Annotated in this window: 20 protein-coding genes and 2 riboswitches; of the genes, 13 read left to right on the top strand and 7 right to left on the bottom strand. The window is 68.8% G+C overall.

The window, feature by feature from the left end; all coding sequences use genetic code 11:
* Positions 1-16: 16 nt before the first annotated feature.
* A complete protein-coding gene (locus YWM_RS0110525; protein ID WP_028847156.1) occupies positions 17-415 on the top strand; it encodes an ArsR/SmtB family transcription factor in 399 nt (132 codons plus the stop codon).
* On the top strand, positions 412-2,382 hold the full coding sequence (locus YWM_RS0110520) for a heavy metal translocating P-type ATPase (protein ID WP_015786295.1): 1,971 nt from the start codon (positions 412-414) through the stop codon (positions 2,380-2,382). The genes YWM_RS0110525 and YWM_RS0110520 overlap by 4 nt, the downstream gene beginning before the upstream one ends.
* A 41-nt stretch (positions 2,383-2,423) precedes the next feature.
* Here YWM_RS0110520 and YWM_RS26850 read toward each other — a convergent pair whose 3' ends face one another.
* Positions 2,424-3,398: a tyrosine-type recombinase/integrase gene (locus tag YWM_RS26850; protein ID WP_028850690.1), complete on the bottom strand. Its 975-nt coding sequence runs from the start codon at positions 3,396-3,398 to the stop codon at positions 2,424-2,426.
* 490 nt (positions 3,399-3,888) lie between these two features.
* Between YWM_RS26850 and YWM_RS0110510 the strand changes: the two genes are divergently transcribed.
* From YWM_RS0110510 to YWM_RS25180, 3 genes are all read left to right on the top strand, one after another.
* Positions 3,889-6,714, top strand: a complete 2,826-nt coding sequence (locus YWM_RS0110510) for an aconitate hydratase (protein ID WP_028850689.1) — start codon at positions 3,889-3,891, stop codon at positions 6,712-6,714.
* Between the two features lie 428 nt (positions 6,715-7,142).
* Positions 7,143-8,051, top strand: coding sequence for a L,D-transpeptidase (locus tag YWM_RS23090; RefSeq protein ID WP_052344757.1), 909 nt, complete (start codon positions 7,143-7,145; stop codon positions 8,049-8,051).
* Between the two features lie 20 nt (positions 8,052-8,071).
* Positions 8,072-8,929, top strand: coding sequence for a hypothetical protein (locus YWM_RS25180; RefSeq protein WP_028850688.1), 858 nt, complete (start codon positions 8,072-8,074; stop codon positions 8,927-8,929).
* Positions 8,930-8,991: 62 nt separating this feature from the next.
* Here the strand turns inward: YWM_RS25180 and YWM_RS0110495 are convergent, their stop codons facing one another.
* Positions 8,992-9,918: a LysR family transcriptional regulator gene (locus tag YWM_RS0110495; RefSeq protein WP_028850687.1), complete on the bottom strand. Its 927-nt coding sequence runs from the start codon at positions 9,916-9,918 to the stop codon at positions 8,992-8,994.
* A gap of 249 nt (positions 9,919-10,167) precedes the next feature.
* On the opposite strand from YWM_RS0110495, the gene YWM_RS0110490 reads away from it, so the two are divergent.
* The 5 genes from YWM_RS0110490 (at position 10,168) to YWM_RS0110470 (ending at position 15,723) form a co-directional block, all read left to right on the top strand.
* Positions 10,168-11,361, top strand: a complete 1,194-nt coding sequence (locus YWM_RS0110490; RefSeq protein WP_028850686.1) for a Glu/Leu/Phe/Val dehydrogenase dimerization domain-containing protein — start codon at positions 10,168-10,170, stop codon at positions 11,359-11,361.
* Between the two features lie 352 nt (positions 11,362-11,713).
* Positions 11,714-12,289 (top strand): TetR/AcrR family transcriptional regulator, encoded by a 576-nt coding sequence (locus YWM_RS0110485; RefSeq protein ID WP_028850685.1) that lies wholly within the window; start codon positions 11,714-11,716, stop codon positions 12,287-12,289.
* Between the two features lie 220 nt (positions 12,290-12,509).
* Positions 12,510-13,832: a hemolysin family protein gene (locus tag YWM_RS0110480; protein WP_043660496.1), complete on the top strand. Its 1,323-nt coding sequence runs from the start codon at positions 12,510-12,512 to the stop codon at positions 13,830-13,832.
* On the top strand, positions 13,829-14,896 hold the full coding sequence (locus YWM_RS0110475) for a hemolysin family protein (RefSeq protein WP_028850683.1): 1,068 nt from the start codon (positions 13,829-13,831) through the stop codon (positions 14,894-14,896). The genes YWM_RS0110480 and YWM_RS0110475 overlap by 4 nt, the downstream gene beginning before the upstream one ends.
* Before the next feature lie 179 nt (positions 14,897-15,075).
* Positions 15,076-15,723 carry a hypothetical protein gene (locus tag YWM_RS0110470; RefSeq protein WP_156914731.1) on the top strand — a complete coding sequence of 216 codons (648 nt, stop codon included), beginning with the start codon at positions 15,076-15,078 and terminating at the stop codon, positions 15,721-15,723.
* A gap of 7 nt (positions 15,724-15,730) precedes the next feature.
* Here the strand turns inward: YWM_RS0110470 and YWM_RS0110465 are convergent, their stop codons facing one another.
* The gene (locus tag YWM_RS0110465; protein WP_028850681.1) at positions 15,731-16,564 is read right to left on the bottom strand and encodes an aldo/keto reductase; all 834 of its coding nucleotides are present in this window, start codon (positions 16,562-16,564) and stop codon (positions 15,731-15,733) included.
* Positions 16,565-16,576: 12 nt separating this feature from the next.
* Here YWM_RS0110465 and YWM_RS23080 point away from each other — a divergent pair, with 12 nt between their 5' ends.
* The 3 genes from YWM_RS23080 to YWM_RS0110450 all read left to right on the top strand — a co-directional run bounded on the left by YWM_RS23080 (position 16,577) and on the right by YWM_RS0110450 (position 19,812).
* Positions 16,577-17,809 carry an MFS transporter gene (locus tag YWM_RS23080; RefSeq protein WP_084612308.1) on the top strand — a complete coding sequence of 411 codons (1,233 nt, stop codon included), beginning with the start codon at positions 16,577-16,579 and terminating at the stop codon, positions 17,807-17,809.
* Positions 17,810-17,933: 124 nt separating this feature from the next.
* Positions 17,934-18,242, top strand: coding sequence for a WXG100 family type VII secretion target (locus YWM_RS0110455; protein WP_028850680.1), 309 nt, complete (start codon positions 17,934-17,936; stop codon positions 18,240-18,242).
* Complete coding sequence (locus tag YWM_RS0110450; protein WP_028850679.1) at positions 18,232-19,812, top strand: WXG100 family type VII secretion target; 1,581 nt, start codon at positions 18,232-18,234, stop codon at positions 19,810-19,812. The genes YWM_RS0110455 and YWM_RS0110450 overlap by 11 nt, the downstream gene beginning before the upstream one ends.
* A gap of 340 nt (positions 19,813-20,152) precedes the next feature.
* On the opposite strand, the gene YWM_RS0110445 is transcribed toward YWM_RS0110450, so the two are convergent.
* From YWM_RS0110445 to YWM_RS0110430, 4 genes are all read right to left on the bottom strand, one after another.
* On the bottom strand, positions 20,153-21,175 hold the full coding sequence (locus tag YWM_RS0110445; protein ID WP_028850678.1) for a PHP domain-containing protein: 1,023 nt from the start codon (positions 21,173-21,175) through the stop codon (positions 20,153-20,155).
* Positions 21,176-21,358: 183 nt separating this feature from the next.
* Positions 21,359-24,253, bottom strand: a complete 2,895-nt coding sequence (gene gcvP, locus YWM_RS0110440; protein WP_028850677.1) for an aminomethyl-transferring glycine dehydrogenase — start codon at positions 24,251-24,253, stop codon at positions 21,359-21,361.
* Between the two features lie 38 nt (positions 24,254-24,291).
* Positions 24,292-24,399: riboswitch (glycine riboswitch) on the bottom strand.
* A riboswitch (glycine riboswitch) is annotated at positions 24,400-24,493 on the bottom strand.
* A 56-nt stretch (positions 24,494-24,549) separates the two neighbouring features.
* Complete coding sequence (locus YWM_RS0110435) at positions 24,550-25,122, bottom strand: MerR family transcriptional regulator (protein WP_028850676.1); 573 nt, start codon at positions 25,120-25,122, stop codon at positions 24,550-24,552.
* A 230-nt stretch (positions 25,123-25,352) separates the two neighbouring features.
* Entirely contained in the window at positions 25,353-25,826 is a 474-nt protein-coding gene (locus YWM_RS0110430; protein WP_028850675.1) for a bifunctional nuclease family protein, read from the bottom strand.
* Positions 25,827-25,977 lie beyond the last annotated feature (151 nt).

The raw sequence follows: 25,977 nt of genomic DNA, 5'->3' as shown, positions 1-25,977 counted from the left end.
TTGCTATTATCGGGTTATGACGATGAATAGCATGGAGGGGTGCCTGGCGTCGAGCCCGCCGGGCGCGAACCTGGATCCGGCTGTGGCGTTGTTTCACAGCCTGTCGGACGCCACGCGGTTGGCGATCGTGCAGCGCCTGGCCGGCGGGGAGGCCCGGGTCGCCGATCTGATCGCCGAGCTGGGGCTAGCGCAGTCGACGGTGTCGGCGCACGTGGCGTGCCTGCGGGACTGCGGGCTGGTCGTGGGGCGCCCGCAGGGGCGGCAGGTGTTCTACAGCCTGGCCCGCCCGGAGCTGATGGACCTGCTGGCCTCGGCTGAGACGCTGCTGGCCGCGACCGGCAACGCGGTGGCGCTGTGCCCGACCTACGGCACCGACACCACCGGTGATACCGAGAACGGGGAGGTCGTGCGGTGAGCGACGCCTGCGGCTGCGGCAGCGACGAGCCCCGCACCGGCGAGGAAGAAGAGCGCGAGCCGGAACGGCTCTGGCAGGTCAGCGAACTGCGCTTCGCCGCGATCGCCGGGGTGCTGCTGCTGGCCGGATACGCGGTGGAGTGGGCCGGGGCGGGCTCCACACTGGCGCTGGCCCTGAAGGCGCTGGCCTTGGTCGCCGGGGCCTACACCTTCGTGCCCTCCACGCTGAAGCGACTGGCCCAGGGCAAGATCGGGGTCGGCACCCTGATGACCATCGCCGCGGTCGGCGCGGTGATCCTGGGTGAGGTCGGCGAGGCCGCGATGCTGGCCTTCCTCTACTCCATCAGCGAGGGCCTGGAGGAATACTCCCTGGCCCGCACCCGCCGCGGGCTGCGGGCGCTGCTGTCCCTGGTCCCCGAGGAAACCACGGTGCTGCGCAACGGCAGCGAGACCGTGGTGGCCCCGTCCGAGTTGCGGGTCGGGGACCGGATGCTGGTCAAGCCCGGGGAGCGCATCGCCACCGACGGCGTGATCCGCACCGGCCGCACCGCGCTGGACGTCTCCGCGATCACCGGCGAGTCCGTGCCGGTCGAAGCGGGCCCCGGCAGTGAGGTGTTCGCCGGGTCGATCAACGGCACCGGGGTGCTGGAGGTCGAGGTCACCACGACCTCCGAGGACAACTCACTAGCGCGGATCGTGCGGATCGTGGAGGCCGAGCAGTCCCGCAAGGGCGCCAGCCAGCGCCTGGCCGACCGCATCGCCAAACCCCTGGTGCCCGGCGTCATGATCGCCGCCGCGCTCATCGCCGGAATCGGCAGCCTCCTCGGCGACCCGACCACCTGGATCGAACGCGCCCTGGTCGTGCTCGTGGCCGCCTCACCCTGCGCGCTGGCGATCTCCATCCCCGTCACCGTCGTCGCCGCCATCGGTGCCGCGAGCAAGCACGGTGTGCTGGTCAAGGGCGGCGCCGCGCTGGAGGCCCTCGGCCGCGTGCGGGGGGTGGCGCTGGACAAGACCGGCACCCTGACCCGCAACCAGCCCGCCGTGGTCGACGTCGCCACCACCGACGGGACCCCGCGCGAGCGGGTGCTCGAGCTGGCCGCAGCGTTGGAGGCCCGCAGCGAACACCCCCTGGCCCGCGCGATCCTCGCCGCCGTCGACGGCGAGACGATCACCCCCGCGGCCGACGTGGAGGCGGTCACCGGCGCCGGGCTGACCGGCCAGCTCGACGGCCGCCCGGTGCGGCTGGGCCGCCCCGGCTGGCTGGAAGCCGGGCCGCTGGCCGCCGAGGTGCAGCGCATGCAGCAGGCCGGGTCCACCGCCGTGCTCGTCGAGGACGACGGCCGCGTGATCGGCGCGATCGCCGTGCGCGACGAACTGCGCCCCGAAGCCGCCGAGGTCATCACCCGGCTGTGCTCCGGCGGCTACCACGTCGCCATGCTCACCGGCGACAACCACGCCACCGCCACCGCCCTGGCCGCCGAAGCCGGTATCGACACCGTGCACGCCGAACTCCGCCCGGAGGACAAGGCCCGCATCATCAGCGAACTGGGCGACCGGCGATCGATGGCGATGGTCGGTGACGGTGTCAACGACGCCCCCGCCCTGGCCACCGCCGACCTGGGCATCGCCATGGGCGCCATGGGCACCGACGTCGCGATCGAAACCGCCGACGTCGCCCTCATGGGCGAAGACCTGCGGCACCTGCCCCACACCCTCGACCACGCCCGCCGCGCCCGACGGATCATGCTGCAAAACGTCGGACTCTCCCTCGGGTTGATCATCGCTTTGATGCCGCTGGCGCTGTTCGGCGTCCTCGGCCTGGCCGCGGTGGTGCTGGTGCACGAGGTGGCCGAGGTCGTGGTCATCGCCAACGGGGTGCGCGCCGGCCGCGCCAAGCCGCTGCCCACACTGCCCGGCGGCAAGCCTGTGGCGGAGCGGCCCGCGACAGTGGGGGCCTCGGCGTAACCCGCAGCGAAACCCCGACGGTAGGGGCGGCCCGGCGGCCCCTACCGTCGGCTGTCGCCGGGCGCCAACAGGCTGGTGATCTCGGCGAGCGCCTGGTCGGAGGGTTTGAAGTACCGGCGCAGGTTCTCCGGCTTCCTATGCCGGGACTTCGCCATCAGCAGCAACAGGCTCGCTCCGGCCTCGCCGAGGTGCGTCAACGCGGAGTGGCGGAGCTCGTGCAGGTCCCAGCCCGTTCCTGGTCCCTGGAGTGCGGTGTGGGCATCCAGCAGAGCACGGGCCTGCCCGTAGGACAGCCGGGCCAGCCCGCTGTCCGGACACACATCACGGGGGCTGAGGACCTTGCACGGGCCGGGGTGGCGGTGAGTGACAAACACCGGGCCCCGGCTGCGGCCCTTGAGCAGGCGCGGCAACAACCGGGCGGTGCCGGCATCCCAGTAGACGGTCTCTAACATGAAATCCGCGCGCCCCTGGCCCCGCCGACGGGCCCGGGCCGCACCCTTGGCCTTGACCGGGCAGCGGCGCCCGGCCAGGTCGAGATCCTCGATGTTGATGCCGAGGCTCTCCTCGGCGCGCGCGGCGCTCTCGTAGAGCATCCGGTACAGCGTCTTCTCCCGCAGGCCCACCTCCCGGTGTGCGATCAGCCGGTCGATCGCCAGGCGAGACCGGACTGGGGTTTGCGAGTCCGGCACCGTCATCCGCTTGGTCCACCCCGGAACGCTCGGAGCATCGTGGCCACGTTCCCGGCACCAAGCCAACCACGACAACACCGCGGCGCGGCGGGCGTTCCACGTGTTGACCGCCGCGCCGCCCCACAGCAGTTCCAGCGCCTCACCGACCTCGTCATCGGCCACCGCCGCCAGCGGCCGGCGCTCGCCCAACCGGTCGGCGGTCTTGCCCACCCCGGCCCCGTAGGCACGGAACGTGTTCGGGTTGCCCAGCGAGTCGAGGAACAGCTCGGCCGCCCGACCGATGGTCAGCGCCGAGGGGTTCGTCGGCAGCGCGACGACGGTGGACACCCGCGTTCTCCCTTGCCGCAGATAACAGGGCCGCCTCACGCGCCGCCGCGGGGATGTTCCCGCAGGACATGATCAGCGATGCCGCAGATAATAGGCCGTTATCTGCGGCATGAGTTCACGAACCTGCCGAAGCCGGCGTCGCGTTGATCAGCGACCAGGGACGACGAGGGCTTAGCGCCAGTTTCCGTTCCGATGTTCCTCAAACCCCGATATGCCGGGGCGTGGAGTAGCACACCGTCGTCCGGGGAACCCGGAAAGTCAGGCCGGCAGGCGCCGCCGTCGTGCACGGGTCACCGTGATCAACTGCGAATGCGCGACGCGCTGCCGGGTGCTGTTGAAGCCTAAACAGTACGGGTGTACTGTTTGCGGTGTCGGGGTGCTCCCCCCAGGTGGCCGCCCCGGCACGGGTGCGAGAGACTCGCACCACCCGAACGCACCTACCCGCCACGCGAGATCGCAACGGAGAGCGCCCGTGAGCACCGAGAATCCTGTGACCCCGTCCAGCATCGACAGCTTCGGCGCCCGTGACACACTCCGGGTCGGCGAAGATTCCTACGAGATCTTCCGCCTGGACAAGGTCGAGGGCTCCGAGCGTCTGCCGTACAGCCTCAAGATCCTGCTGGAAGCCCTGCTGCGCACCGAGGACGGCGCCAACATCACCGCCGACCACATCCGCGCGCTGGGCAACTGGGACGCCAAGGCCGACCCGTCGGTGGAGATCCAGTTCACCCCGGCTCGCGTGATCATGCAGGACTTCACCGGTGTGCCGTGCGTGGTCGACCTGGCCACGATGCGCGAGGCGGTGGCCGAGCTGGGCGGCGACCCGGACAAGGTCAACCCGCTGGCGCCCGCGGAGCTGGTCATCGACCACTCGGTGATCATCGACGTGTTCGGTCGCCCGGACGCCTTCGAACGCAACGTGGAGATCGAGTACGAGCGCAACCGGGAGCGCTACCAGTTCCTGCGCTGGGGCCAGGGCGCGTTCGACGAGTTCAAGGTCGTCCCGCCCGGCACCGGCATCGTGCACCAGGTCAACCTGGAGTACCTGGCCCGCACCGTGATGGCCCGCAACGGCCAGGCCTACCCCGACTCGTGCGTCGGCACCGATTCGCACACCACGATGGTCAACGGCCTCGGCGTGCTCGGCTGGGGCGTCGGCGGCATCGAGGCGGAGGCCGCCATGCTCGGCCAGCCGGTGTCGATGCTGATCCCGCGCGTGGTCGGCTTCAAGCTCACCGGTGAGATCCCGCCCGGCGTGACCGCCACCGACGTGGTGCTGACGATCACGCAGATGCTGCGCCAGCACGGCGTGGTCGGCAAGTTCGTCGAGTTCTACGGCGAGAGCGTCAGCGAGGTGCCGCTGGCCAACCGCGCCACGATCGGCAACATGAGCCCGGAGTTCGGCTCGACCGCGGCGATCTTCCCGATCGACGACGAGACGATCAGGTACCTGAAGCTGACCGGCCGCTCCGACGAGCAGATCGCGCTGGTCGAGGCCTACGCCAAGGAGCAGGGCCTGTGGCACGACCCGAGCCGCGAGCCGGAGTTCTCCGAGTACATCGAGCTCGACCTGTCCACCGTGGTGCCGTCGATCGCGGGCCCGAAGCGCCCGCAGGACCGCATCGTGCTCAGCGAGGCGAAGTCGGCGTTCCGGTCGGCGCTGCGTGACTACGTCACCAACGGCGCCGAGACCCCGCACACGTCGATGGACGAGGCCTCCGAGGAGTCGTTCCCGGCCAGCGACCCGATCGCGCCCGGCACCGCGAGCGACGGTGAGCCCGCGCCGAAGGTGCAGTCCGCGGCCAACGGTGCGCAGGGCAGGGTGTCCCAGCCGGTGAAGGTCACCTCCGAGGAGCGGGGCGAGTTCGAACTCGACCACGGCGCGGTGGTGATCGCCTCGATCACGTCGTGCACCAACACCTCGAACCCGTCGGTGATGCTCGGTGCCGCCCTGCTGGCGCGCAACGCGGTGGAGAAGGGCCTGTCGGTCAAGCCGTGGGTGAAGACCTCGATGGCGCCCGGCTCGCAGGTGGTGAGCAACTACTACGAGAAGGCGGGTCTGTGGCCGTACCTGGAGAAGCTGGGCTTCCACCTGGTCGGCTACGGCTGCACCACGTGCATCGGCAACTCGGGCCCGTTGCCCGAGGAGATCTCCGCCGCGGTGCAGGAGAACGACCTGTCGGTGGTCTCGGTGCTGTCCGGTAACCGCAACTTCGAGGGCCGGATCAACCCGGACGTGAAGATGAACTACCTGGCCTCGCCGCCGCTGGTGATCGCCTACGCGCTGGCCGGGACGATGGACTTCGACTTCGACAACCAGCCGCTGGGCACCGACAGCGACGGCAACGAGGTCTACCTGCGCGACATCTGGCCGAGCCCGCAGGAGATCCAGCAGACCATCGACTCGTCGATCACCAAGGAGATGTTCACCAAGGACTACGCGGACGTCTTCGACGGCGGCGAGCGGTGGAAGTCGCTGCCCACGCCGACCGGCAAGACGTTCGAGTGGGACCCGGAGTCGACCTACGTGCGCAAGCCGCCGTACTTCGACGGCATGACGCTGGAGCCGGAGCCGGTGCAGGACATCTCCGGCGCCCGCGTGCTGGTCAAGCTGGGCGACTCGGTGACGACCGACCACATCTCCCCCGCGGGTGCCATCAAGCAGGACTCGCCCGCCGGGCAGTACCTGATCGAGCACGGCATCGAGCGCAAGGACTTCAACTCCTACGGCTCCCGGCGCGGTAACCACGAAGTGATGATCCGCGGCACGTTCGCCAACATCCGGCTGCGCAACCTGCTGCTGGACCCGAGCGGCAACGGCCCGCAGGGCGGCTACACGCTCGACTTCACGCAGGAGGGCCACCCGCAGACCTTCATCTACGACGCCGCGCAGAACTACGCGAAGAAGAACATCCCGCTGGTCGTCCTCGGCGGCAAGGAATACGGCTCCGGGTCGTCGCGTGACTGGGCGGCCAAGGGCACCGCGCTGCTCGGCGTGCGCGCGGTGATCTGCGAGTCGTTCGAGCGGATCCACCGGTCGAACCTGATCGGCATGGGTGTCGTTCCGCTGCAGTTCCCGGAGGGCGAGTCGGCGGAATCCCTCGGTCTGGACGGCACCGAGACGTACGACATCTCGGGGCTCACCGAACTCAACGAGGGCCGGACGCCGCGGACGGTGCACGTCACCGCGACCAAGGACTCCGGCGAGAAGGTCGAGTTCGACGCGGTGGTGCGGATCGACACGCCTGGTGAGGCCGACTACTACCGCAACGGCGGCATCCTGCAGTACGTGCTGCGCAAGATGCTGCAGAACTGATCAGAGTTCTCCGACTCGCCCGGCGCCCAAGGATGCCGGGCGAGTCTTTTCTTTCCGGCTCGCCCGCGCCCCGCAAGGGTGCCGGGCGAGCCTCTTTTGTGGCCCCGGAACTCACACTTATGAGTGAAGTTTGCGCCCCGGTCACCGATTCGTGCCGCGTTCGTCCCCGGCTCGGATGACGGATCCGCCCCGGTCGGGGGTCACTCCGACGTGTCCTGACCTGCGACAACGCCCGTAGTCAGTGTGACGCCGATCGTCCTGATCGCGTGGTGTACCCGAATGTTCACACTCGGTTGCGGCCCATAAGATCCGTTTTGTCCGTGACCTTCTCCCGTTTGCGGCGTTTGTCCCATACGAGACGGTCTCCCGGACGATCACCGCGACATCCCGTCGGGTGATCGCCTCCCGACACCACGAACAAGGAACCGATGGCCAAGCACGCGTCTTCTCCCCAGAAGTCGAAGCGTCCGACGTCGTTTCGCGCCAACCTGCTCTCCGCCCTGGCGGGTGTGCTGGTGGTGGTGCTGGGCGTCGTCGGCGTGATGTGGCTGTCCACGCCGTCCGATACGCCCGAGGAAGCTCCGTCGCTTCCGGTCGCCGCGGACGAGGACAAGCCGTCAGAGGCCCCCAAAGAGCGCAAGCCGGCACCGGCCGCCAAGAAAGCGACCGGGCTGATCGAATCGACCACTCACACCCGTCTGACCGACACCACGCCGGACCCGGACCCGCAGGCGCGAACCGAAGGCATCATCGTGCACCCGCGCTCGATGATCACGATCCACCAGCGGCCGAACGGCAAGGCGATCGGCAAGATCGGCCCGAAGCAGATCGGCGACACCTGGCTGCCGATGATCGCCGAGCAGGACGGGTGGGTGCAGGTCCTGCTGCCCTCCAAGCCGAACGGCTCGACCGGGTGGCTGCGCGCGAACCAGGTGGAGCGCAACTACACGCCCTACCTGATCACCGTGCATCTGAAGTCGATGCGCATGGAGCTGTGGAAGGCCGACAAGCGCGGCAGGCAGCCCGAGGTGATCGGCGAGTGGGACATCGGCATCGGCGCCCCGGAGACCCCGACCCCGGCCGGCCGCACGTTCCTGCTCGGCTCGATGGTCGACCCCAAACAGGACTACTCCCCCGTGATCCTGCCGCTGGGAGCGCACAGCGACACGCTCGACACCTTCGGCGGCGGACCAGGAACCGTGGCGATCCACACCTGGCCCACCGACGACGTCATCGGCACCGCGACCAGCCACGGATGCATCCGGGTGCCCAAGGACGCGCTGCAACAACTTCAAGATGTGCCACTCGGCACGCTCGTGCTGGTGGACGACAAGTAATCGATAAGGAGACGAAATCCATGAAACGACGTGCGATCGCCGCCGCCGGCGCTGCCACCCTGGGGGCGGCCACCGCGGTCGTCGCCCTCGTGGCGGGCACGACTGTCGGCTTCGCCGAGACCAGCACCTCGTCGGCCTATGGCGTCGCCGCCGAAGGCGTTTTGGAGATCGAACCGCTCCCGTACGTGGAGTCCAGCGACGGCGAGACCAAGACCGACTCGCTCGTCGAGCTGCCGGAGAACCCGCTGCTGAACGCGGCGGTGGCCAAGGTCTCCGCAGGTGACGACAAGGCCTCGGTGAAGCTGGCGGACGTCAGCCTGCTGCCGGTCGACGTCCAGCTTCCGGGGAGCTTGAAGGACCTGGACAAGGCTCTCGACGACTTCCGCGGCAAGCTCGGCGAGCAATGCGACAACGTCGCGCCGGAGGCCAAGCTGCAACTGCCGAAGAACCCGCTGACGGACCTTCTCAACAAGGTCACCGAGGCGCTCAACCCGAAGCGGCTCTGCGACGTCATCAAGGGCAAGCAGTCGGTGCTGGAGCTGGGCCTGGTCGAGGTCTACTGCGACGGCGACGAAGGCGGCCTGAAGATCGCCGACGTCAAGCTGCTCGGCCAGAAGATCGACCTGCCGGAGGCTCCGGAGAACATCGGTCTGCCGAAGAACCCGCTGCTGCAGCTGACCGTCAACAAGCAGGAAGCCAACGAAGACGACGGCTCGTTCAGCGTCACCGGCCTGGAGCTGGACCTGCTGGACGGCACTCAGGTCCTCAAGCTCGGCAACGCCACGTGCGGTGTGACCGCCGCCGACGACGGTGAGGACGACACGCCGACCGCCACCAAGCCGGCCCCGGTGACCACCGGCTTGCCCGTGACCGGCTGACGCGTTCCTGCCGGCGAGCGAACGCGGGCCCTCCCACCCCACACGGTGGGAGGGCCCGTGTGCTACTCCCCCGCCGCGCTCAAACCGAGGTCGGCCGCGGCGGCCCGCACGACGTCGATGACCATCTGCAGTGCCGGGCGTCGAGCGGCCGTACTGCGGTAGGCCAACGAGATCGTTCGGGTGATCGGGGTGGTCAGCGGCAGCGCTTCCATGCCCGGCGGAGCCAAGGCCAGCCCGAGGTCCGACACCAGCGTGATGCCCAGGCCGGCAGCGGCCATCGCCATCGCGGTGGACTGCTCCTCCACCTCGTGCGTGACTCGCAGCTGGAACCCGTTGCGCAGGCACGCCGCGCGCACGGCGCGCCCGAAGTGACTACGCGGTCCGGCCATGATCCACGGGTGCTCGGCGAGGTCCGACAACGCGATCGGCCCGCCTTCCTTTCCGCCGAGGACGCCCACCGGCGCCGCCACGTGCAGCCGCTCGACGGCCACCGGTGCGCCGAGCAGGTTGGCGTCCCACGGCGTCGGGGCATCCGCGTAGTTCACCGTGAACGCGATGTCGACCTCGCCGTCTTTCACCGCCTGGGCGCTCAGCTCGGGCGCGAGCTGCTTGGTGCGAACACGAATCCCGGGCTGACGCTGCGCCAACAGGTCCAGCGCTCCGGGCAGCAGGCCCGCCGCCATGGTGGCGAAAACCCCCGCACGCAGCGTGACGGTACGTGCCTCCTGCGCCTCCTCCAGCGCCAAGGTCGCCCGTTCGACGGATTCCAAGATCTCCTCGGCATGCTCGGCCAGCAGCTTGCCGAGCTCGGTCAGTTGCACCCGGCGCCCGACCCGCTCGAACAGCCGAGCACCGACGTCCCGCTCCAACTGCGCGAGCTGCTGCGACACGGCGGACGCGGTGTAATGCAGGGCGCTTGCCGCGGCGGTGACGGTTCCCCTTCGGTTGAGCTCACGCAACATCCGCAGGCGGTGCAACGACAACTCCATACCCGCCACCTTCGTCCCTGCGCCACGCGTAAACAAACCCTAAACATCGGCGTGCAGCACTCGTAACTGGACGTGACGACAGTCGAGGGCTGACCCTGACGGTACGGCGGGATGAGCATCTCCGCCTCACCACTCGATCATGCAACACCGGCACGGGGCCAGGCGACCCGGTGCCGGTGGCTGTCGTGCGCGCGTGATCGAGCGGTCGAACGGGTGACGGTAGCGGCGACGAGGTTCGGAGGTGTTGGCATGACCGCAGCGCGGAGCGCCCCACTGGTTCGGGTGACCTGGACCGACCCGGTGACGGGCAAGAATGGTTATCTGGTCGTGCACACCCTCGTCTCCGGGATCGCCACCGGAGGCACCCGTATGCGGGCCGGCTGCACCGAGTCCGAGGTCGCCGACCTGGCCTACGGCATGGCGCTGAAGACCGCGACGTTCAACCTGCCGGTCGGCGGCGCCAAGGGCGGCATCGACTGCGACCCGAAGGACCCGCAGGCGCGCGGTGTGCTGGAGCGTTTCGTCACCGCGATGCGGCCGTGGCTGGACAACAGCTGGGTGACGGCCGAGGACCTCGGCGTCCCACAGTCGCTCATCGACGAGGTGTTCGCCAAGCTCGGTCTGGAGCAGTCCTACCACGCTGCGATCCGCCGTTCGCCGAACCCGGAGCGCACCCTGCAGCGGGTGCACGCCGGGCTGAACGCGCCGGTCCCAGGTGGTCAGCTGCTGGGTGACGTGATCGGCGGGTACGGCGTCGCGCAGGCCTGCCTCGGCGTGGCCAACGCGTGGGGCTGGGAGGAGTCAGAGACCACGGTTGCGGTGCAGGGCATCGGGACCATGGGTGGTGGCGCCGCTTGGTACCTGCACGAAGCGGGCGTGAAGATCGTGGCAGTGGCCGACGCAGCGGGCACGCTCCACGACCCGAACGGACTGGACATCCCACACCTGCTCGACCTGCGCGACCGGTTCGGCGAGATCGACCGGTCAGGGGTCCCCTCGTCGGTGCAGCGACTGCCGCGCGAGGCCATCGTCGGCATCAACGCCGACATCCTGGTGCCCGCGGCCGTGTCGTACGCACTCAACGCCGACAACGCCGACGAGGTCGTGGCGTCGGCCATCGTGGAGGCGGCCAACGCGGCCACCACCCCCGAAGCCGACGCGAAGCTGGTGGAGCGCGGCATTCCGATCGTGCCCGACTTCGTCGCCAACTCCGGCGCGGCCGCATGGGCGTGGTGGCTGCTGATGGGTGAGGTCGGCGCCGAACCCGCGGACTCGTTCATCAAGCTGCGCACCGAGATGCGCTCACGCGTGGCGATGCTGATGAACGAGTGGGAGGCAGGCAAGGTGCCGCCGCGGGTCACCGCGATCGAGCTCGCGGAGCGGAACCGGGCCGAGCGGCTCGCCGCCGAGGCCGAGGGCGGCATGGCGTTGACCATTCCGTGACGCTGCGGACGGTTGCCACGAGCTTCCGTTGACGCCGTGGGACGAACGGTCTCCTGCGAGCTGCCCCGCGCCGTCGTCGACCAGGCGGCCGAGGAGCTGCCCCGGCGGCACGGGTAGATGCCGCGAAACATTCGCCGAACGCTACCGCGGCAGACAAGCGAGCCTGCCTGCCGCGCGGCCACACGTGCCGCTTGACCGATCACCTGTCGACGGCGGCCCATCGCGTCTCGGGCTGCCCGCGACGCGCCTCGGCCGTTCGCAGGCCGGTACTCTTCCACCGCCGAACCGCGACATTGCCAACAGAACGTACGTACGGATTGCACTACGCGATCACCGATGACAGGATCTCTGTGTGCCCAAGGTCAGCCAGGATCATCTTGACGCCCGGCGCCGGCAGATCCTGGACGGAGCCCGGGTCTGCTTCGCTCGGCACGGTTACGAAGGCGCCACCGTACGCAGACTCGAGGAGACCATCGGGCTGTCCCGCGGGGCGATCTTCCACCACTTCAAGGACAAGGAGTCCCTCTTCCTGGCCTTGGCCGAGGACGACGCCGTGCGGATGGCCGAGGTCGTCGCGGAACAAGGTCTTGTCCAGGTCATGCGTGACCTTCTCGCGGGCAGCTCGCCGCAGCTGGTCGACTGGCTCGGCACACGCCTGGAGGTCTCCCGGCGGCTGCGCACCGAAGAAGACTTCCGTCGCCGGTGGGCCGAGCGGTCCGAGCAACTGACCCAGGCCACCCGCGAGCGCTTGCGGCGCAAACTCGCCGCCGGGGAGCTGCGTGACGACGTCGACATCGAGGTGCTGACCTCGTTCCTCGAGCTCGTTCTGGAGGGATTGACCTCCCGGCTGGCGATGGGCATGCCTGCGGCCGGACTGGAGCCGGTACTCGATCTGGTCGAGGAAACCACCCGCCGTCGACGGCGTTGACATGACCGCGGACACGAGATGTCAACAGTTCCGGCGATCTTCTCCGACCGCCGGTACCCTGGTCGCAAGCGTGGGGCGCACGCCCGTGCGCTGGAACAACGTTTCTGAGGAGTGACACCGACAAGGTGAATCAGTCGCGTTCGCCTGGTGACAGTACCGAGCCGGGTACGCATCCCGGCCAGCCCCAATGCCATAGTTCTCGCTGCCCGGACGGCGTGTGATGGATGTAGTGCTCACCGTCGCCGGCTTGTTGCTGTTCCTGTTGCTCACGTTCGGTACCGGACTGGCGGTCGCGGCGGAGTTCTCGCTCACCGCGCTGGAGCGCAGTGCGGTCGAGGCCAACGTCAAGCAGGTGGGCGACCGTCGCTCGAAAACCCTGCTCGCGGCCCATCGGTCGCTGTCGTTCCAACTGTCCGGTGCGCAGATCGCGATCACGCTGACCACGCTGATCAGCGGTTTTCTCGCCGAACCGATCATCGGTGAGTTGATCCGGCCGCTGCTGACCGGCCTCGGCATGAGCGACACCGCGGCCACGGCCACCTCGCTCACGCTGGCCGTCCTCATCGCCACGTCGCTGTCGATGATCTTCGGCGAGCTGGTGCCCAAGAACCTCGCGATCGCCCGTCCGCTGTCCACCGCCCGGGCCGTCATCGGCTACCACTCGCGCTTCTCCAAGCTGTTCGGCTGGCTGATCCGGGCGATGAACAACAGCGCCAACTGGGTGGTGCGCAAGTTCGGGGTCGAACCGCAGGAAGAGCTCCGGTCGGCCCGGTCCCCGCAGGAGCTCGGCTCGATCGTGCAGTCCAGCGCCGAACGCGGCACCCTGGACACCGTCACGGCGACGCTGCTGGACCGCTCGCTGCGCTTCGGTGACCGCACCGCGGACGAGCTCATGACCCCGCGCACCCAGGTCGAGTTCCTGCGCGAGGACAGCTCGGTGCAGGACTTGGTCACGCTCTCCGCGCGCACCGGGTTCTCCCGGTTCCCGGTCGTCGGCGACGATCTCGACGACATCGCGGGCGCCATCCACATCAAGCAGGCCTTCACCGTGCCCGCTGCGGACCGCCAGCGGATGCGCGCGAGCGCGTTGATGCGACCGGTGCCGACCGTGCCCGAATCACTGCCCGGGGACGCCCTGCTGAACCGCCTGCGCGACTCGAGTTTCCAGCTGGCCGTCGTGGTCGACGAGTACGGCGGCACCGCGGGCATCGTGACGCTGGAGGACGTCGTCGAGGAAATCATCGGCGACGTCCGTGACGAGCACGACAGCGGTGAGGCCCCGGCGTCCCGCCGGCTGGCCAGCGGCAGCTGGCTGGTGTCCGGACAGCTGCGCCCGGACGAACTGCTGGAAGCCACCGGCTTCCGCATGCCGGAAGGCGACTACGAGACGGTGGCCGGGATGGTGCTGTCGCTGCTCGGCGTCATCCCCGAGCCCGGAGCCGACGTCGTCGTCGACGGCTGGCGGCTGACGGTGACCCGCATGGACCGGCACCGGATCGCCGAACTGGCCATCCGCCCGCTGGACGAGGCGGTGCCGCAATGAGTTCGTGGGGCGCGCTACCGCTGATCATCGTGCTGCTGTTGGCCAACGCGTTCTTCGTGGGCGCGGAGTTCAGCCTGATCTCGTCGCGCCGGGACAAACTGGAGGCGATGCTCGCCGACGGCAAGGCCCGAGCACGCATCGTGGTCGGCGCCAGCCAGCAGGTGTCGCTCATGCTCGCCGGTGCCCAGCTGGGCATCACCATTTGCTCGCTGTTGCTGCTGCTGGTCGGCGAACCGGCGGTGGCGTCCCTGCTCGAGCAGGCGCTCGGCGCGTTCGGCCTGGCGCTGCCCAGCTTCGTGCTGCACCCGATCGCGTTCACCGTCGCACTGACGATCATGACGCTGCTGCACGTGCTGGCAGGCGAGATGGTGCCGAAGAACCTGGCCATCGCCGAACCGGAGCGGGTGGCCCTGTGGCTCGTCCCGCCGCTGGTGCTGTGGGGCAAGCTGACTCGCCCGTTCATCTGGCTGCTCAACGCGCTGGCCAACCTGCTGCTGCGCATGGTGAAGGTGCAGCCGAAGGCAGAGCTGGAGACCGCGTACACCTCGCACGAGCTGGCCAACCTGCTGAGCGAATCCCGCCGCGAAGGCCTGCTCGAACAGTCCGAGCACCGCAGGCTGACCCAAGCGCTCAGTTCGGTGGACAAGACGGTCGAGGACGTGCTGGTCCCGTTGCCGGACCTCACGACGCTGACCGCGGAAGCCACGCTCGGCGACGTCGAGCAAGCGGTCACCAGCACCGGGTTCTCCCGCTTCCCGGTGATCGGTGAATCCGACGAGGTGATCGGCTACATCCACGTCAAGGACGTGCTGGACCAGCTCGGTGACCACCCGACCACGCCGGTGCCCGGCTACAAGGTGCGCAGGCTGACCACGCTGGCGCCCGGCACGTCGCTGGAACAGGCGCTGTCCACGATGCGGGCGGAAGGCAGTCACCTGGCCGCGGTGGTGCAGGACGGTCAGGCCGTCGGCGTCGTCACGCTGGAGGACGTGGTCGAGGAATACGTGGGCACTGTGCGTGACGGCACCCACGTGATATCCGGACAATCGACACGCAACGCCTGAACGACAAGGGGCAAATCGGGCGGACGATGACTGGCAGTGGCGGGCCGATCCGTCAGTTGTCAGCTATACGAGTGATAAGCTCCGCGCCGAGAGCGCATCGATTCGGTCACGAAATGGCCGATGTGCCTGTGTGCGGACCCGAGACGATGCGGTGAGGAAGCGGAAGGATATCGGCCACGATGGGGAGACACTCGAAGCCTGAACCGGAGCCGCCCCGCAGGCGCAGAGCTGCGGAGGATACGGGTTACCACCGTGCGGTCGGCGCTTCCCGGGGTGTGGCGAAGTGGCCGTTCGCGGTCCTGGCCGTACTGGCCATCGTGGGAGCAGGAATCTTCGCCGTGGTGTGGGGTTCGGACAATCTGGGCGGCCGCGCGGACGCCGAAGGTGGCACGTGCCCGGAAGGCAGGCGCACGCTGCGCGTGATCGCACCGCCGAAGCTGGAAGAATCCCTGGCCCAGGCGGGCGACAAGTGGAACGCGGTGGATCGCGCCGTGGACGGCTACTGCATCACGGTCGAGATCAACGGCGCCGATGAGGACGAAGCGCTCGACGCCATCAGCCAGCAGGACAACAGCGTGCTGGCCGTGCCTGCGGTGTGGATCGCCGAGTCGTCCGACGCCGGTGACCGCTTGCGCAAGTCGAACCCGAAGCGCATCGCGTCGATGGACACTCCGTTGATCCGCAAACCGGGCTACATGCTGCCCTACATCGTCATCGACGGCGAGGGCGTGGACACCGTCCAACAGCGGGCCGCGCAGGACTTCCGTGACTTCCTCCGCGAGCCGGAGCCGGCCTCCGTGCTCAAGGAGGCCGGCTTCAGCAGCTGACTCGCGGTCAGACCACGTTGAACGTCGTCGGGTCGGGCCCGATGCGTCCGTTCTCGTCGTCCAGGCTCGCGATCGCGTCCAGGTCCTCGCCGTCGAGCTCGAAGTCGAACACCGCGAAGTTCTGCTCGATCCGCGCCGGGGTGACCGACTTCGGGATCACCACGTTGCCGATCTGCAGGTGCCAGCGGATCATCACCTGCGCGGTCGAACGACCGTGCTTCTCGGCGATCTTGCTCAGCACCGGGTGGTCCAGCAGCGTGCCCTGACCGAGCGGGCCCCACGCCTCGGTGGCGATGCCGTGCTCGGCGTGGAACGCCCGCAGCTTGCTCTGCTGGAAGCGCGGATGTAGCTCCACCTGGTTGATGGCCGGCTTGACGTCGGCGGAGTCCATCAGCCGCTGCAGATGCTCCTCGGTGAAGTTGGAGACACCGATCGCCCGGACGCGCCCGTCGGCGTGCAGCTTCTCGAATGCGCGCCAAGTGTCCAGGTAGTGGTCCCGCTCGGGCACCGGCCAGTGGATCAGGTACAGATCCAGCTGCTCCAGCCCGAGCTTTTCCATGCTGGCGTCGAACGCGGCCAGCGTGGTGTCGTAGCCCTGTTCGGAGTTCCACAGCTTGGTGGTGATGAACAGCTCGTCCCGTGCGATGCCACTCTCCGCGATGGCCTCGCCCACCTGACGCTCGTTGCCGTAGATCGCGGCGGTGTCGATGCTGCGGTACCCCACCCGCAGTGCGGTCGCCACCGCTTCCTTCGTCTCAGCAGGTGGAACCTGGAAGACCCCGAAGCCCAGCTGCGGGATCGCCACATCGGTCGTCAGGTCGATGTTGGGAACGTGCCCCATAAAGTTGCCTCCATGTCGTCGGTTGCTTATCCAAACTACCCACGCGACGGCAGAAGGATGCTCGTCGTCCTTCTGCTGGGAAACCTCGTGGTGCACGCCACGATGTTTCTCGCCCGGCCGGTGGTGTCCTACCGGGTACTCGCGCTCGGTGGCGACGAGACGACCGTCGGCATCGTGGTGGCCACCGGCGCCCTGCTCCCGGTGTTCACTGCGGTCCCCACCGGCCGATTGTGCGACCGTGGGCACGCTCCGGCAATTGTGCTCAGCGGCCTCGCGTTGGTGCTGACCGGCCCGTTGTTGCTCGCGCAGATGGACTCGCTGGTGTGGCTGGCCGTGGTCAACACGATCTACAGCATCGGGCTGCTGACCGTCATGGTGGGCGGTCAGGTCCTGGTCACCGGCATGTCGGCGCCGGCCCAGCGCGACCGCAACTTCGGGTGGTTCACCGCGGCGGCTTCGCTCGGCCAGATGGTGGGCCCACTGATCGCCGGGTGGGTGATGTCACTTGCCCACGAACGCGACCTTCTGCTGGCGACCACGTACGCGTTCTACGCGGCCAGTGCGATCGCCGCGGTGGCCGCGGTGATGTTCGTGGGCCTGCTGCTCGCTCTCCGCGGCAGCGATGTGGTCACGCCCAGCGGCCGGGCAGGCGAACGGTCCGGACAGGGGTCGGCGTTGCGCCTGCTCGCCGATCGACAGCTGGCGGTCGCCATGCTGGTCAGTGGCGGGGTGATCGCCGCGGTCGATCTGATCACCGCGTATCTGCCCGTGCTCGGCACGCACTACGGCCTCTCCCCCGGCTTCGTCGGCGTCCTGCTCAGCGTCCGTGCCGGCGCATCGTTCCTCTCCCGTGTGTTCCTCGGGGTCCTCGTCATTCGCGTCGGCAGGCTGCGGGTGATCCTGGTGAGCACCGCGCTGGCCGCCTGCGGCATGGCCGCTCTGATCGGCGTCACCGGCGAGGTGCTGCTGGTGTTGCTGATGGTGCTGCTCGGGATCACGCTCGGTCTCGGTCAGCCGCTGACCATGACGTGGGTCGTACAGCAGGCACCCAAGCGTCTTCGGGCGACCGCGCTGGCACTGCGGGTCAGCGGTAACCGCGTGGCGCAGAGTGCCGTGCCCGCGCTCGCCGGCGCCTTGTCCGCCGTTGCCGGGGTGACCGCACCGTTCGGTCTGGCTGCCGGACTACTTGCGGTGGCCGCAGGGTGTGTGGTGCCTTTTGTACGAACACGGTCATCGGGGTCTTAGCGGGCGCAAATAGTTCACGGACGGGCGAAACGGCCCGCGCGACCACGGCGTCCCATCTGCGGGTCATCCGGCGTGTCAGGGGGCCGCCGGATGGCTCACCACCAAGGCATACAGGGGAGGCACCATGCCGCCGGGGTACCACGTCGATCCGGACGCCGTGGACAAGGGCGGACGCACCGCCTGCGATCTCGCGGAGGATCTGCGCACCGCGCGCGCCAACTGGGACAAGGAAACGCGCGACGGCGCCGACGCATGCGGGCTGAGCGTGGCGCAAAAGGCCTACACCGAGATGCAGGACGCCTGGTTCGACGAGGTCGGCGTGCACGTCAAGATCCTCGAGCAGCTGTGTGCGGCGCTGCGGAACGCGGCCAAGTCGTACCGGGCCATGGAGGACGCCGGCAGCGCATCGTTCGGAGGCACCGGTGTCGAGTGACGACTACATCCAGATCAGCACCATCCTGGCCCGGCTCAAGCAGCTGGCGGAGCTCACCGCGACGGTGCTGAATCCGGTCAAGCTCGCCGAGCTGATCTCCAAGGTGATGGCACAGATCGCTCACCCGCCGCCGGGTGACCCGGACGCGTTGGAGAACTTGGCACGGGCATACCGCAGCGCGGCAGGCGTCATCAAACCGATCGGCGAGGACACCGGCCGCCTGGGCACCACGACATTGCCCGCCGCATGGGAGGGTGGTGCCGCGCAACAAGCCTCCGAGGTGCTTCAGGCCACCGACCGGGCGATCGACCGGACGCCGCAGGTCTTCGTCAAAGCGGCGGAAACGTTGGAAGAACTCGCCGACAAGATCCGTGACCAGCAGGAACGGCACGGCAAGTTGCACGACGCGCTGGACAAGGCGTGGTACGACGCGACGCACATCAGGATCGAGGTCAGCACCCCGGACTGGTTGCCGGGGCCGGACATCACCATCGGTGGCGACATTCCGATGGTCGATCCGAAGGCGGTCGCGGATCTGGCCCGTGAGGTGGCGCGTCTGATCACCGGGTGCATCGACGTCTACACCGATGCTCTGGACAGCGCCGACCGGGCCGCCAGTCGCTTCTCCGATCTCGCCGGGCAGGCCCGCGCGGCAGCAGGTGTCGACGGCGGGCTGAGCCCCGACGACGCGGTGGTGCTGGCCGACAAGAAGGTCACGACGTCCATGGGCGACGCCTTCGACGACGCCATCCTCACCACCAGCCAGCTGGAACGCGCAGGCAAGAAGATGCGCGAGCTCAGCGCCCAGGACCGCGCACGACTGCAGAAACTGCTGGACGCGGCGAAGAACGACGAGCAGCGCGCTTGGATCCTCAAGGGGTTGGCGGCGGGCCACTCGGTCGACGAACTCACGCCGTTCGCCGAGAAGATCCGCGACATGGACCCGCGAACGCTCAGCGAGCACCTGTCGCTGATCGACCGAGGCGGGGTGGGCAAACACCGACGTGACGGCGACGTCGACGTCCGCCAGTACGAGGACACCACCTGCGGCACGACGTCGCTGATCATCGCCCGCGCCGAGATGGACCCGCTGTACGCCCTGTCGCTGACCGAAGGCAACTTCCGGGAGAACTTCAAGGCCGAACGGGACCGGGTGCACGAGTGGACGAACAGCCACCGTCTGCCTGGTGGTCTCCCCCACTGGCCGCAAGCACTGGGCACGACGCCTCCGGACATGGTGGCGTATTTGAACGAACACTCAGGCGCCATGGGAGCGGAGTACGACTGGCGCCTGGTCGACGACACCAACCAGCGCGATGTGTCCAACGACCTGCGGGACAGCCTGGCCGCGGCCAACGAGGGTCAGCCGGTCCCGGTGCTGGTGGCGGATGAGATTCCCACCAGGAGCATGCACTACGTCCTCATCGTGGGCAACGAGGGTGGCGACGTTCTGATTTTCGAACCCACCAAGGGCGAGACCCATCGTGTTCCGGAGTCGGACTTCCTCAACGGCACTCTGTCCGACAGCGCGGGTTTCGACCACGTGCAGGCGGTCATGGTGCCGAAGTAGATGCGCCCGTCGCTGCGGTGTGGTGGCTCGTTCGTGGTGCGGAGTACCGGGCTCGGCGGCGTGACAGCCGCTGCTCACGCCCGGCGGTCAGCGGCACATGCGGGCACCCTCGGCGAGCACGGCCACGCCCGTGGCGCGAACCAGCGCTCCCAGCGGGCCCTGGCTCGTGACTCAGTGGCGGTTCCGTCGCTCCGAGCTGGCCGCTGGTACGCGGCACGAGGAGCAATCACGTTGCCGGCCGGCTGCTGATCCGAAGTGCGAGCAGCAGTCACGTTCCCGGGCTGACTGCTCGTGCGAGGCATGAGTAGCGGTCACGTCGCGCCGAGTCGATCCGGAGTGATCAGCCGTTGCTCCAGGCCAGCAGTTCGTCGGCGCTGCGCGTGTTGACGATCTTCTCCACCGGAACCCCGCACGCCGCGGCCCGCTCACAGCCGTAGGGCTGCCAGTCCAGCTGCCCAGGCGCGTGCGCGTCGGTGTCGATGGCGAACGAACACCCCGCTTCCACCGCCAGGCGCAGCAGCCGCTTCGGCGGATCGAGCCGCTCGGGCCGGGAGTTGATCTCCACGGCGACGTCGAACTTGGCGCACGCCGCGAACACGACGTCGGGATCGAACTCCGACTCCGGTCGCCTGCCGCGCCCGCCCGTGACGAGCCTGCCGGTGCAGTGGCCCAGCACGTCGGTGTGCGGGTTCGCGATCGCACGAACCATCCGCTGCGTCATCTCCCGCTTGGGCATGCGCAGTTTGGAGTGCACGCTGGCGACCACCACGTCCAGCCGCTCGAGCAGCTCGGGCTCCTGGTCCAGGGAACCGTCCTCGAGGATGTCGACCTCGATGCCGGTGAGGATCCGGATCCCGTCCAGCTTCTCGTTCAGCTCGGCGACCAGGTCGAGCTGGTCCCGCAGCCGCTGCGGTGACAGGCCGTTGGCCACCGTCAGCCGCGGCGAATGATCGGTGAGCGCGAAGTATTCGTGGCCGAGCTCGCGGGCGGCCAGGGCCATCTCTTCGATCGGGCTGCCGCCGTCCGACCAGTCCGAGTGCGTGTGCAGATCGCCGCGCAGGGCCGCGCGGATCTCCGCACCTCCCTCCGCCACCGGCCGGCCTTCGGTCGCCTCGAGGCGGCGCAGGTACACCGGGACCTCACCGGCGAGCGCCTCGGTGATCGCGGTGGCGGTCACCTTGCCGATGCCTTTCAGGTCGGTCAGCGTTCCATGGGCGGCTCGACGTTCGAGCTCCTCCTGCGGCAGCGCTTCGATCGTCGCAGCCGCGGTGCGGAACGCCCGCACGCGATACGTCGGTTCCCTGGCTCGCTCGAGCAGGAACGCGATCCGGCGCAACGCATCGACCGGCGAGAGGGGCTGCATGCTCGCCGACGCTACCGGAACGGGCGGACGCTCGGGCCACGCCAACCGTGCGGCGGCCGGCCGGAGGCCTTGCCGAACGACCTACGACGACGGCACAACCCCCCAATCGCACCTGTCCTACACCGGCAGCACAACAACCGATCGCACAGGTGCGCTTCCAGCCAGGCGCGATCAGCCGTCGGACTACGCGTAGGCCTCCAGCGGCGGGCAGGAGCACACCAGGTTCCGGTCACCTGCCGCCTGGTTGATGCGCCGCACCGGTGGCCAGATCTTCGGCCCTCGCGACCCCGCCGGGTACACCGCCTCCTGACGGCTGTACGGGTGGTTCCACTCCCCGGTCAGGCATTCCGCGGTGTGCGGGGCGTTCACCAGCGGGTTGTCCTCCCGCGGCCACTCCCCCGCCGCGACCCGGTCGATCTCGCCCTTGATGGCGATCATCGCGTCGCAGAACCGGTCCAGTTCCGCCAGGTCCTCGCTCTCGGTCGGCTCGACCATCAACGTGCCCGCGACCGGGAAGGACATCGTCGGCGCGTGCAACCCGTAGTCGGCCAGCCGCTTGGCCACGTCATCCACCGAGATCCCGGTCGCTTTGGTGATCCCACGCAGATCGAGGATGCACTCGTGAGCGACCAGGCCGACCGAGTCGCTGCCCAGCCGGTGGCCCGAGTACAGCACCGGGTAGTGCTCGTGCAGACGCCGCGCCACGTAGTTGGCCGCGGCCACGGCCGTGAGGGTCGCGCGCTTGAGCCCCTCGGCACTCATCATGCGCACGTACGCCCAGCTGATCGGCAGGATCGACGCCGAACCCCACGGCGCGGCGCTCACCGGGCCGACACCGGTGTCCGGGCCCGCCGAAGGCTGCAACGGGTGGTTCGGCAGGAACGGCGCGAGGTGCGAGCGCACCCCGATCGGGCCGACACCAGGGCCGCCACCACCGTGCGGGATGCAGAACGTCTTGTGCAGGTTCAGGTGGGACACGTCGGCGCCGAACTTGCCGAACCGGGCCAGCCCGATCAGCGCGTTCAAGTTGGCGCCGTCGATGTAGACCTGCCCGCCGTGGTCGTGCACGATCTGGCAGACCTCGGCGACGGTGTCCTCGTACACGCCGTGGGTCGACGGGTAAGTGATCATGATCGCGGCGAGGTCGTCGGCGTGCTTCGCGGCCAACTCGCGCAGGTGGTCCATGTCGATGTTGCCGCCGTCGTCGCACTTGACGACCACCACGCGCATGCCGGCCATCACCGCGCTGGCGGCGTTCGTGCCATGTGCGCTGGAGGGGATCAGGCAGACCTCACGCTGCGACTCACCGCGGTCGCGATGGTAGGCGCGGATGGCCAGCAACCCGGCGAACTCACCCTGGCTGCCTGCGTTCGGCTGCAGCGACACCGCGTCGTACCCGGTGACCTCGGCCAGCCACCGCTGCAGGTCGGACACGACACGCAGCAGCCCCGCCGCGTCCTCGGTGGGCGCGAACGGGTGCAGTTCGGTGAACTCCGGCCAGGTGATGGCCTCCATCTCCGCTGCCGCGTTGAGCTTCATCGTGCACGAACCCAGTGGGATCATGCTCCGGTCCAGCGCCACGTCCTTGTCGGACAGCTCGCGCAGGTAGCGCAGCAACGCGGTCTCCGACCGGTGCCGGTTGAACACCGGATGCGTCATGTACTCCGACGTCCGCAGCAGCGAGGCCGGAAGCGCGTCGGGGGTGCTCTCGTCCAGGACGTCGGCGTCCGCGGTCGACAGCCCGAACGCCTTCCACACCAGCGACAGGTGTTCCCTGGTGGTCGTCTCGTCGCACGAGATGCCGACGTGGTCGTCGTCGACGAAGTGCAGGTTCACACCGAGACCGCGAGCCTGGTCGACGACTGCGTGCGCTCGGCCGGGGACGACCGCGCGCACCGTGTCGAAGAAGTTGTCGTGCACCAGCTCGATGCCACCTGCGCGCAGCCCGGCGGCGAGCACTGCGGCCATCCGGTGCGTCCGCTGCGCGATGGACTTCAGGCCCTCGGCCCCGTGATAGACGCCGTACGCCGAGGCGACCACGGCGAGCAGCACCTGGGCGGTGCAGATGTTCGACGTCGCCTTCTCGCGACGGATGTGCTGCTCACGCGTCTGCAGCGCCAGTCGGTAGGCGATCGAGCCGTCGGCGTCGGTGCTCACCCCGACCAGCCGGCCCGGCAGCTGCCGCTCCAGCCCCTGACGAACGGCCAGGTAGCCGGCGTGCGGGCCACCGAAGCCCATCGGCACCCCGAACCGCTGGGCCGAACCCACCACGACGTCCGCACCGACCTCGCCCGGAGGCCGCAGCAGCGTCAGCGCGAGCAGATCGGCCGCGACGACGACGGACGCCTCGTGCTCGTGCGCCAGCTCGATCAGCTCCCGGTCGTCGCGCACCGCCCCGGAGGCCGACGGGTAGGAGAACAGCACACCGAAGTACTTCTGCTCGTGCAGTGCGGCCGCGAATTCGCCGACCTGTCGGATGTCCAGCTCGATCCCGAGCGGCTCGGCACGGGTCTGCAGTACCGCGATGGTCTGCGGGAAGGTGTCGGCGTCGACCAGAAAGCGCGATGAGGTGTTCTTCCGGGACGCCCGGCGTACCAATGTCATCGCCTCGGCCGCCGCGGTGGCCTCGTCGAGCATCGACGCGTTGGCCACCGGCAGGCCGGTGAGGTCAGCGACCATGGTCTGGAAGTTCAGCAGCGCTTCCAGCCTGCCCTGGGAGATCTCCGGCTGATAAGGCGTGTACGCGGTGTACCAGGCCGGGTTCTCCACGATCTGCCTGCGGATGACCGGCGGCGTGACCGTGCCGTAGTAGCCCTGGCCGATCATCTGCACCATCGGCTTGTTCTGCGCGGCCAGCGCCCGCAACTCCGCGAGCACCTGCGACTCGGTGGCCGGAGCGGGTAGCTGCGGCGGCTCGGCATCACGGATGGATTGGGGTACGGCCGCATCGGCCAGCTGCTCGAGCGACGAGACACCGATCGTGCCGAGCATGCGGTCCAGCTCCGCGCGGCGGGGACCGATGTGCCGGTCGACGAACGGCGTACCGTGCTCGAGCTCTGCCAAACTGGGTCGCGACATCGTGGGCCTCCGGGCGATCGGCGGGCAGGAGCCTGTCGTCCTCCCCCTCTGTCCCTACCCACGACGGGTGCCTGAGAGCTTCATCCGCAGCGTGCGGACTTGCACCTTCGGCGAGACACGCAGCGCGTGCCTGCTATCCAGAGGCGTCTCACCGTGCGGTCCTGGGTGCCTGAGAGGTTCCGGGGAGGGGTTGCTCCTTCGGCGCCGAGCCTTGAGCTCGGACTCTCCCGCACGGGGTCAACGACTACGCCGTCAGTGTAACCGCCGAGCCGGACGCGGCCGGGAACGTTCGGGTATCAGCCTGTCTTGCGCGCCGACCGACGCTCGGCCAGCTCGTCCCGCATCGGCACGGTGACCTCGCCACCGTCGACCCGTTCCGCGGGGAACTCGTGGATGCTGCCGCTGATCTCCTGCATCGCGCCGCTGACCGCGATACCGAACACGCCTTGGCCTCCCTGCAGCAGGTCGACGATCTCCTCGGGTGAGGTGCACTCGTACACCGTGGTGCCGTCGGAGAACAGCGTCACCGCGGCGAGATCCCGCACGCCGCGGTCGCGCAGGTGATCGACGGCCGTGCGGATGTTCTGCAACGACACACCCGCGTCCAGCAGGCGCTTGACGATCTTGAGGACCAGCAGGTCCTTGAACGAGTACAGCCGCTGGGAGCCGGATCCGTGCGCGGTGCGGATGCTCGGCTCGACCAGCTTGGTGCGCGCCCAGTAATCCAACTGCCGGTAGGTGATACCGGCGATCTGACAGGCAGCCGGGCCACGGTAGCCGACAAGGTCGTCGGGCACCGACGAGTCCGGGAACAGCTCTCCCTGCTCGCCACCCTCACGCTGCACGGGCCTGGTCTCGTTGTCGACCACGCAAACCTCCCGCTGCCGAATCACATGCACGCGATTCACCTGCACCCGACGGTAGGGCCTCGCCGCAGGTCCGGTCAACGCGACTCGCCACAAACCTCGACCACGACTCGAGGCTGGTGACCCGACACGGCCCGGAATCACTTCGTCACCGCCGGCGACAACCGCGGAGGAATGCGTCGTGCACCAGGTGATTCGCCTGCGTCACGAAGGCACTCGCGTGTCGCTGCCGCTCAGGTGTCCGCGCCGCGGAAATCTTCCGGCGTCACCGAGTCGAGGAACTCGCGGAACTTCTCCACCTCGTCCTCTTGCTCGTCCGGAATGATCAAGCCCGCCTCGTCCAGCACCGAGTCCTCGGCGTGGATGGGAACACCCGCGCGCAACGCCAGCGCGACCGAGTCGCTCGGCCGGGCGGAGACCCGGACATCACCGTCGAAGACCAGTTCGGCGAAGAACGTGCCTTCCTTGAGGTCGGTGATCACTACCTGCTCCAGCTCCCGGCCGAGGGCCCCGATGACCTCTTTGAGCAGATCATGGGTCAGCGGCCGCGCAGGACGCACGCCCTGCTGCTCGAGCGCGATGGCAGTGGCCTCCACCGATCCGATCCAAATCGGCAGGTAGCGGTCCCCGTTGGCTTCCCGCAGCAGCAGGATCGGGGTGTTCGCGGGCAGTTCGACCCGCACGCCGACGACGCGCATCTCGTTCATCGGGCCTCGCCTCCCACTCGTGGTGCGGGAATCACCTCGCTCTCCGAGGATCCCGCATCGTCTCTCTCGACGCTACCCGTCATATGGGCAATCTGCCCAGGGTTTCGTGGCCACTCACCGTAGGCTCCGAGCCGGTCCCGAGCAGTGACCG

It is taken from the genome of Thermocrispum municipale DSM 44069, assembly GCF_000427825.1.
In the GTDB taxonomy this organism is placed as follows: Bacteria; Actinomycetota; Actinomycetes; order Mycobacteriales; family Pseudonocardiaceae; genus Thermocrispum; species Thermocrispum municipale.
This window is presented reverse-complemented; position numbering and strand designations above follow the sequence as displayed.

What these genes read in the sequence shown, in the direction of transcription:
- YWM_RS0110525 (WP_028847156.1), top strand. Translation starts at nt 17, where the DNA reads ATGACGATGAATAGCATGGAGGGGTGCCTGGCGTCGAGCCCGCCGGGC.
- YWM_RS23090 (WP_052344757.1), top strand. Translation starts at nt 7,143, where the DNA reads ATGGCCAAGCACGCGTCTTCTCCCCAGAAGTCGAAGCGTCCGACGTCG.
- YWM_RS25180 (WP_028850688.1), top strand. Translation starts at nt 8,072, where the DNA reads ATGAAACGACGTGCGATCGCCGCCGCCGGCGCTGCCACCCTGGGGGCG.
- YWM_RS0110495 (WP_028850687.1), bottom strand. Translation starts at nt 9,918, where the DNA reads ATGGAGTTGTCGTTGCACCGCCTGCGGATGTTGCGTGAGCTCAACCGA.
- YWM_RS0110490 (WP_028850686.1), top strand. Translation starts at nt 10,168, where the DNA reads ATGACCGCAGCGCGGAGCGCCCCACTGGTTCGGGTGACCTGGACCGAC.
- YWM_RS0110480 (WP_043660496.1), top strand. Translation starts at nt 12,510, where the DNA reads ATGGATGTAGTGCTCACCGTCGCCGGCTTGTTGCTGTTCCTGTTGCTC.
- YWM_RS0110475 (WP_028850683.1), top strand. Translation starts at nt 13,829, where the DNA reads ATGAGTTCGTGGGGCGCGCTACCGCTGATCATCGTGCTGCTGTTGGCC.
- YWM_RS0110470 (WP_156914731.1), top strand. Translation starts at nt 15,076, where the DNA reads ATGGGGAGACACTCGAAGCCTGAACCGGAGCCGCCCCGCAGGCGCAGA.
- YWM_RS0110465 (WP_028850681.1), bottom strand. Translation starts at nt 16,564, where the DNA reads ATGGGGCACGTTCCCAACATCGACCTGACGACCGATGTGGCGATCCCG.
- YWM_RS23080 (WP_084612308.1), top strand. Translation starts at nt 16,577, where the DNA reads ATGTCGTCGGTTGCTTATCCAAACTACCCACGCGACGGCAGAAGGATG.
- YWM_RS0110455 (WP_028850680.1), top strand. Translation starts at nt 17,934, where the DNA reads ATGCCGCCGGGGTACCACGTCGATCCGGACGCCGTGGACAAGGGCGGA.
- YWM_RS0110445 (WP_028850678.1), bottom strand. Translation starts at nt 21,175, where the DNA reads ATGCAGCCCCTCTCGCCGGTCGATGCGTTGCGCCGGATCGCGTTCCTG.
- gcvP (WP_028850677.1), bottom strand. Translation starts at nt 24,253, where the DNA reads ATGTCGCGACCCAGTTTGGCAGAGCTCGAGCACGGTACGCCGTTCGTC.
- YWM_RS0110430 (WP_028850675.1), bottom strand. Translation starts at nt 25,826, where the DNA reads ATGAACGAGATGCGCGTCGTCGGCGTGCGGGTCGAACTGCCCGCGAAC.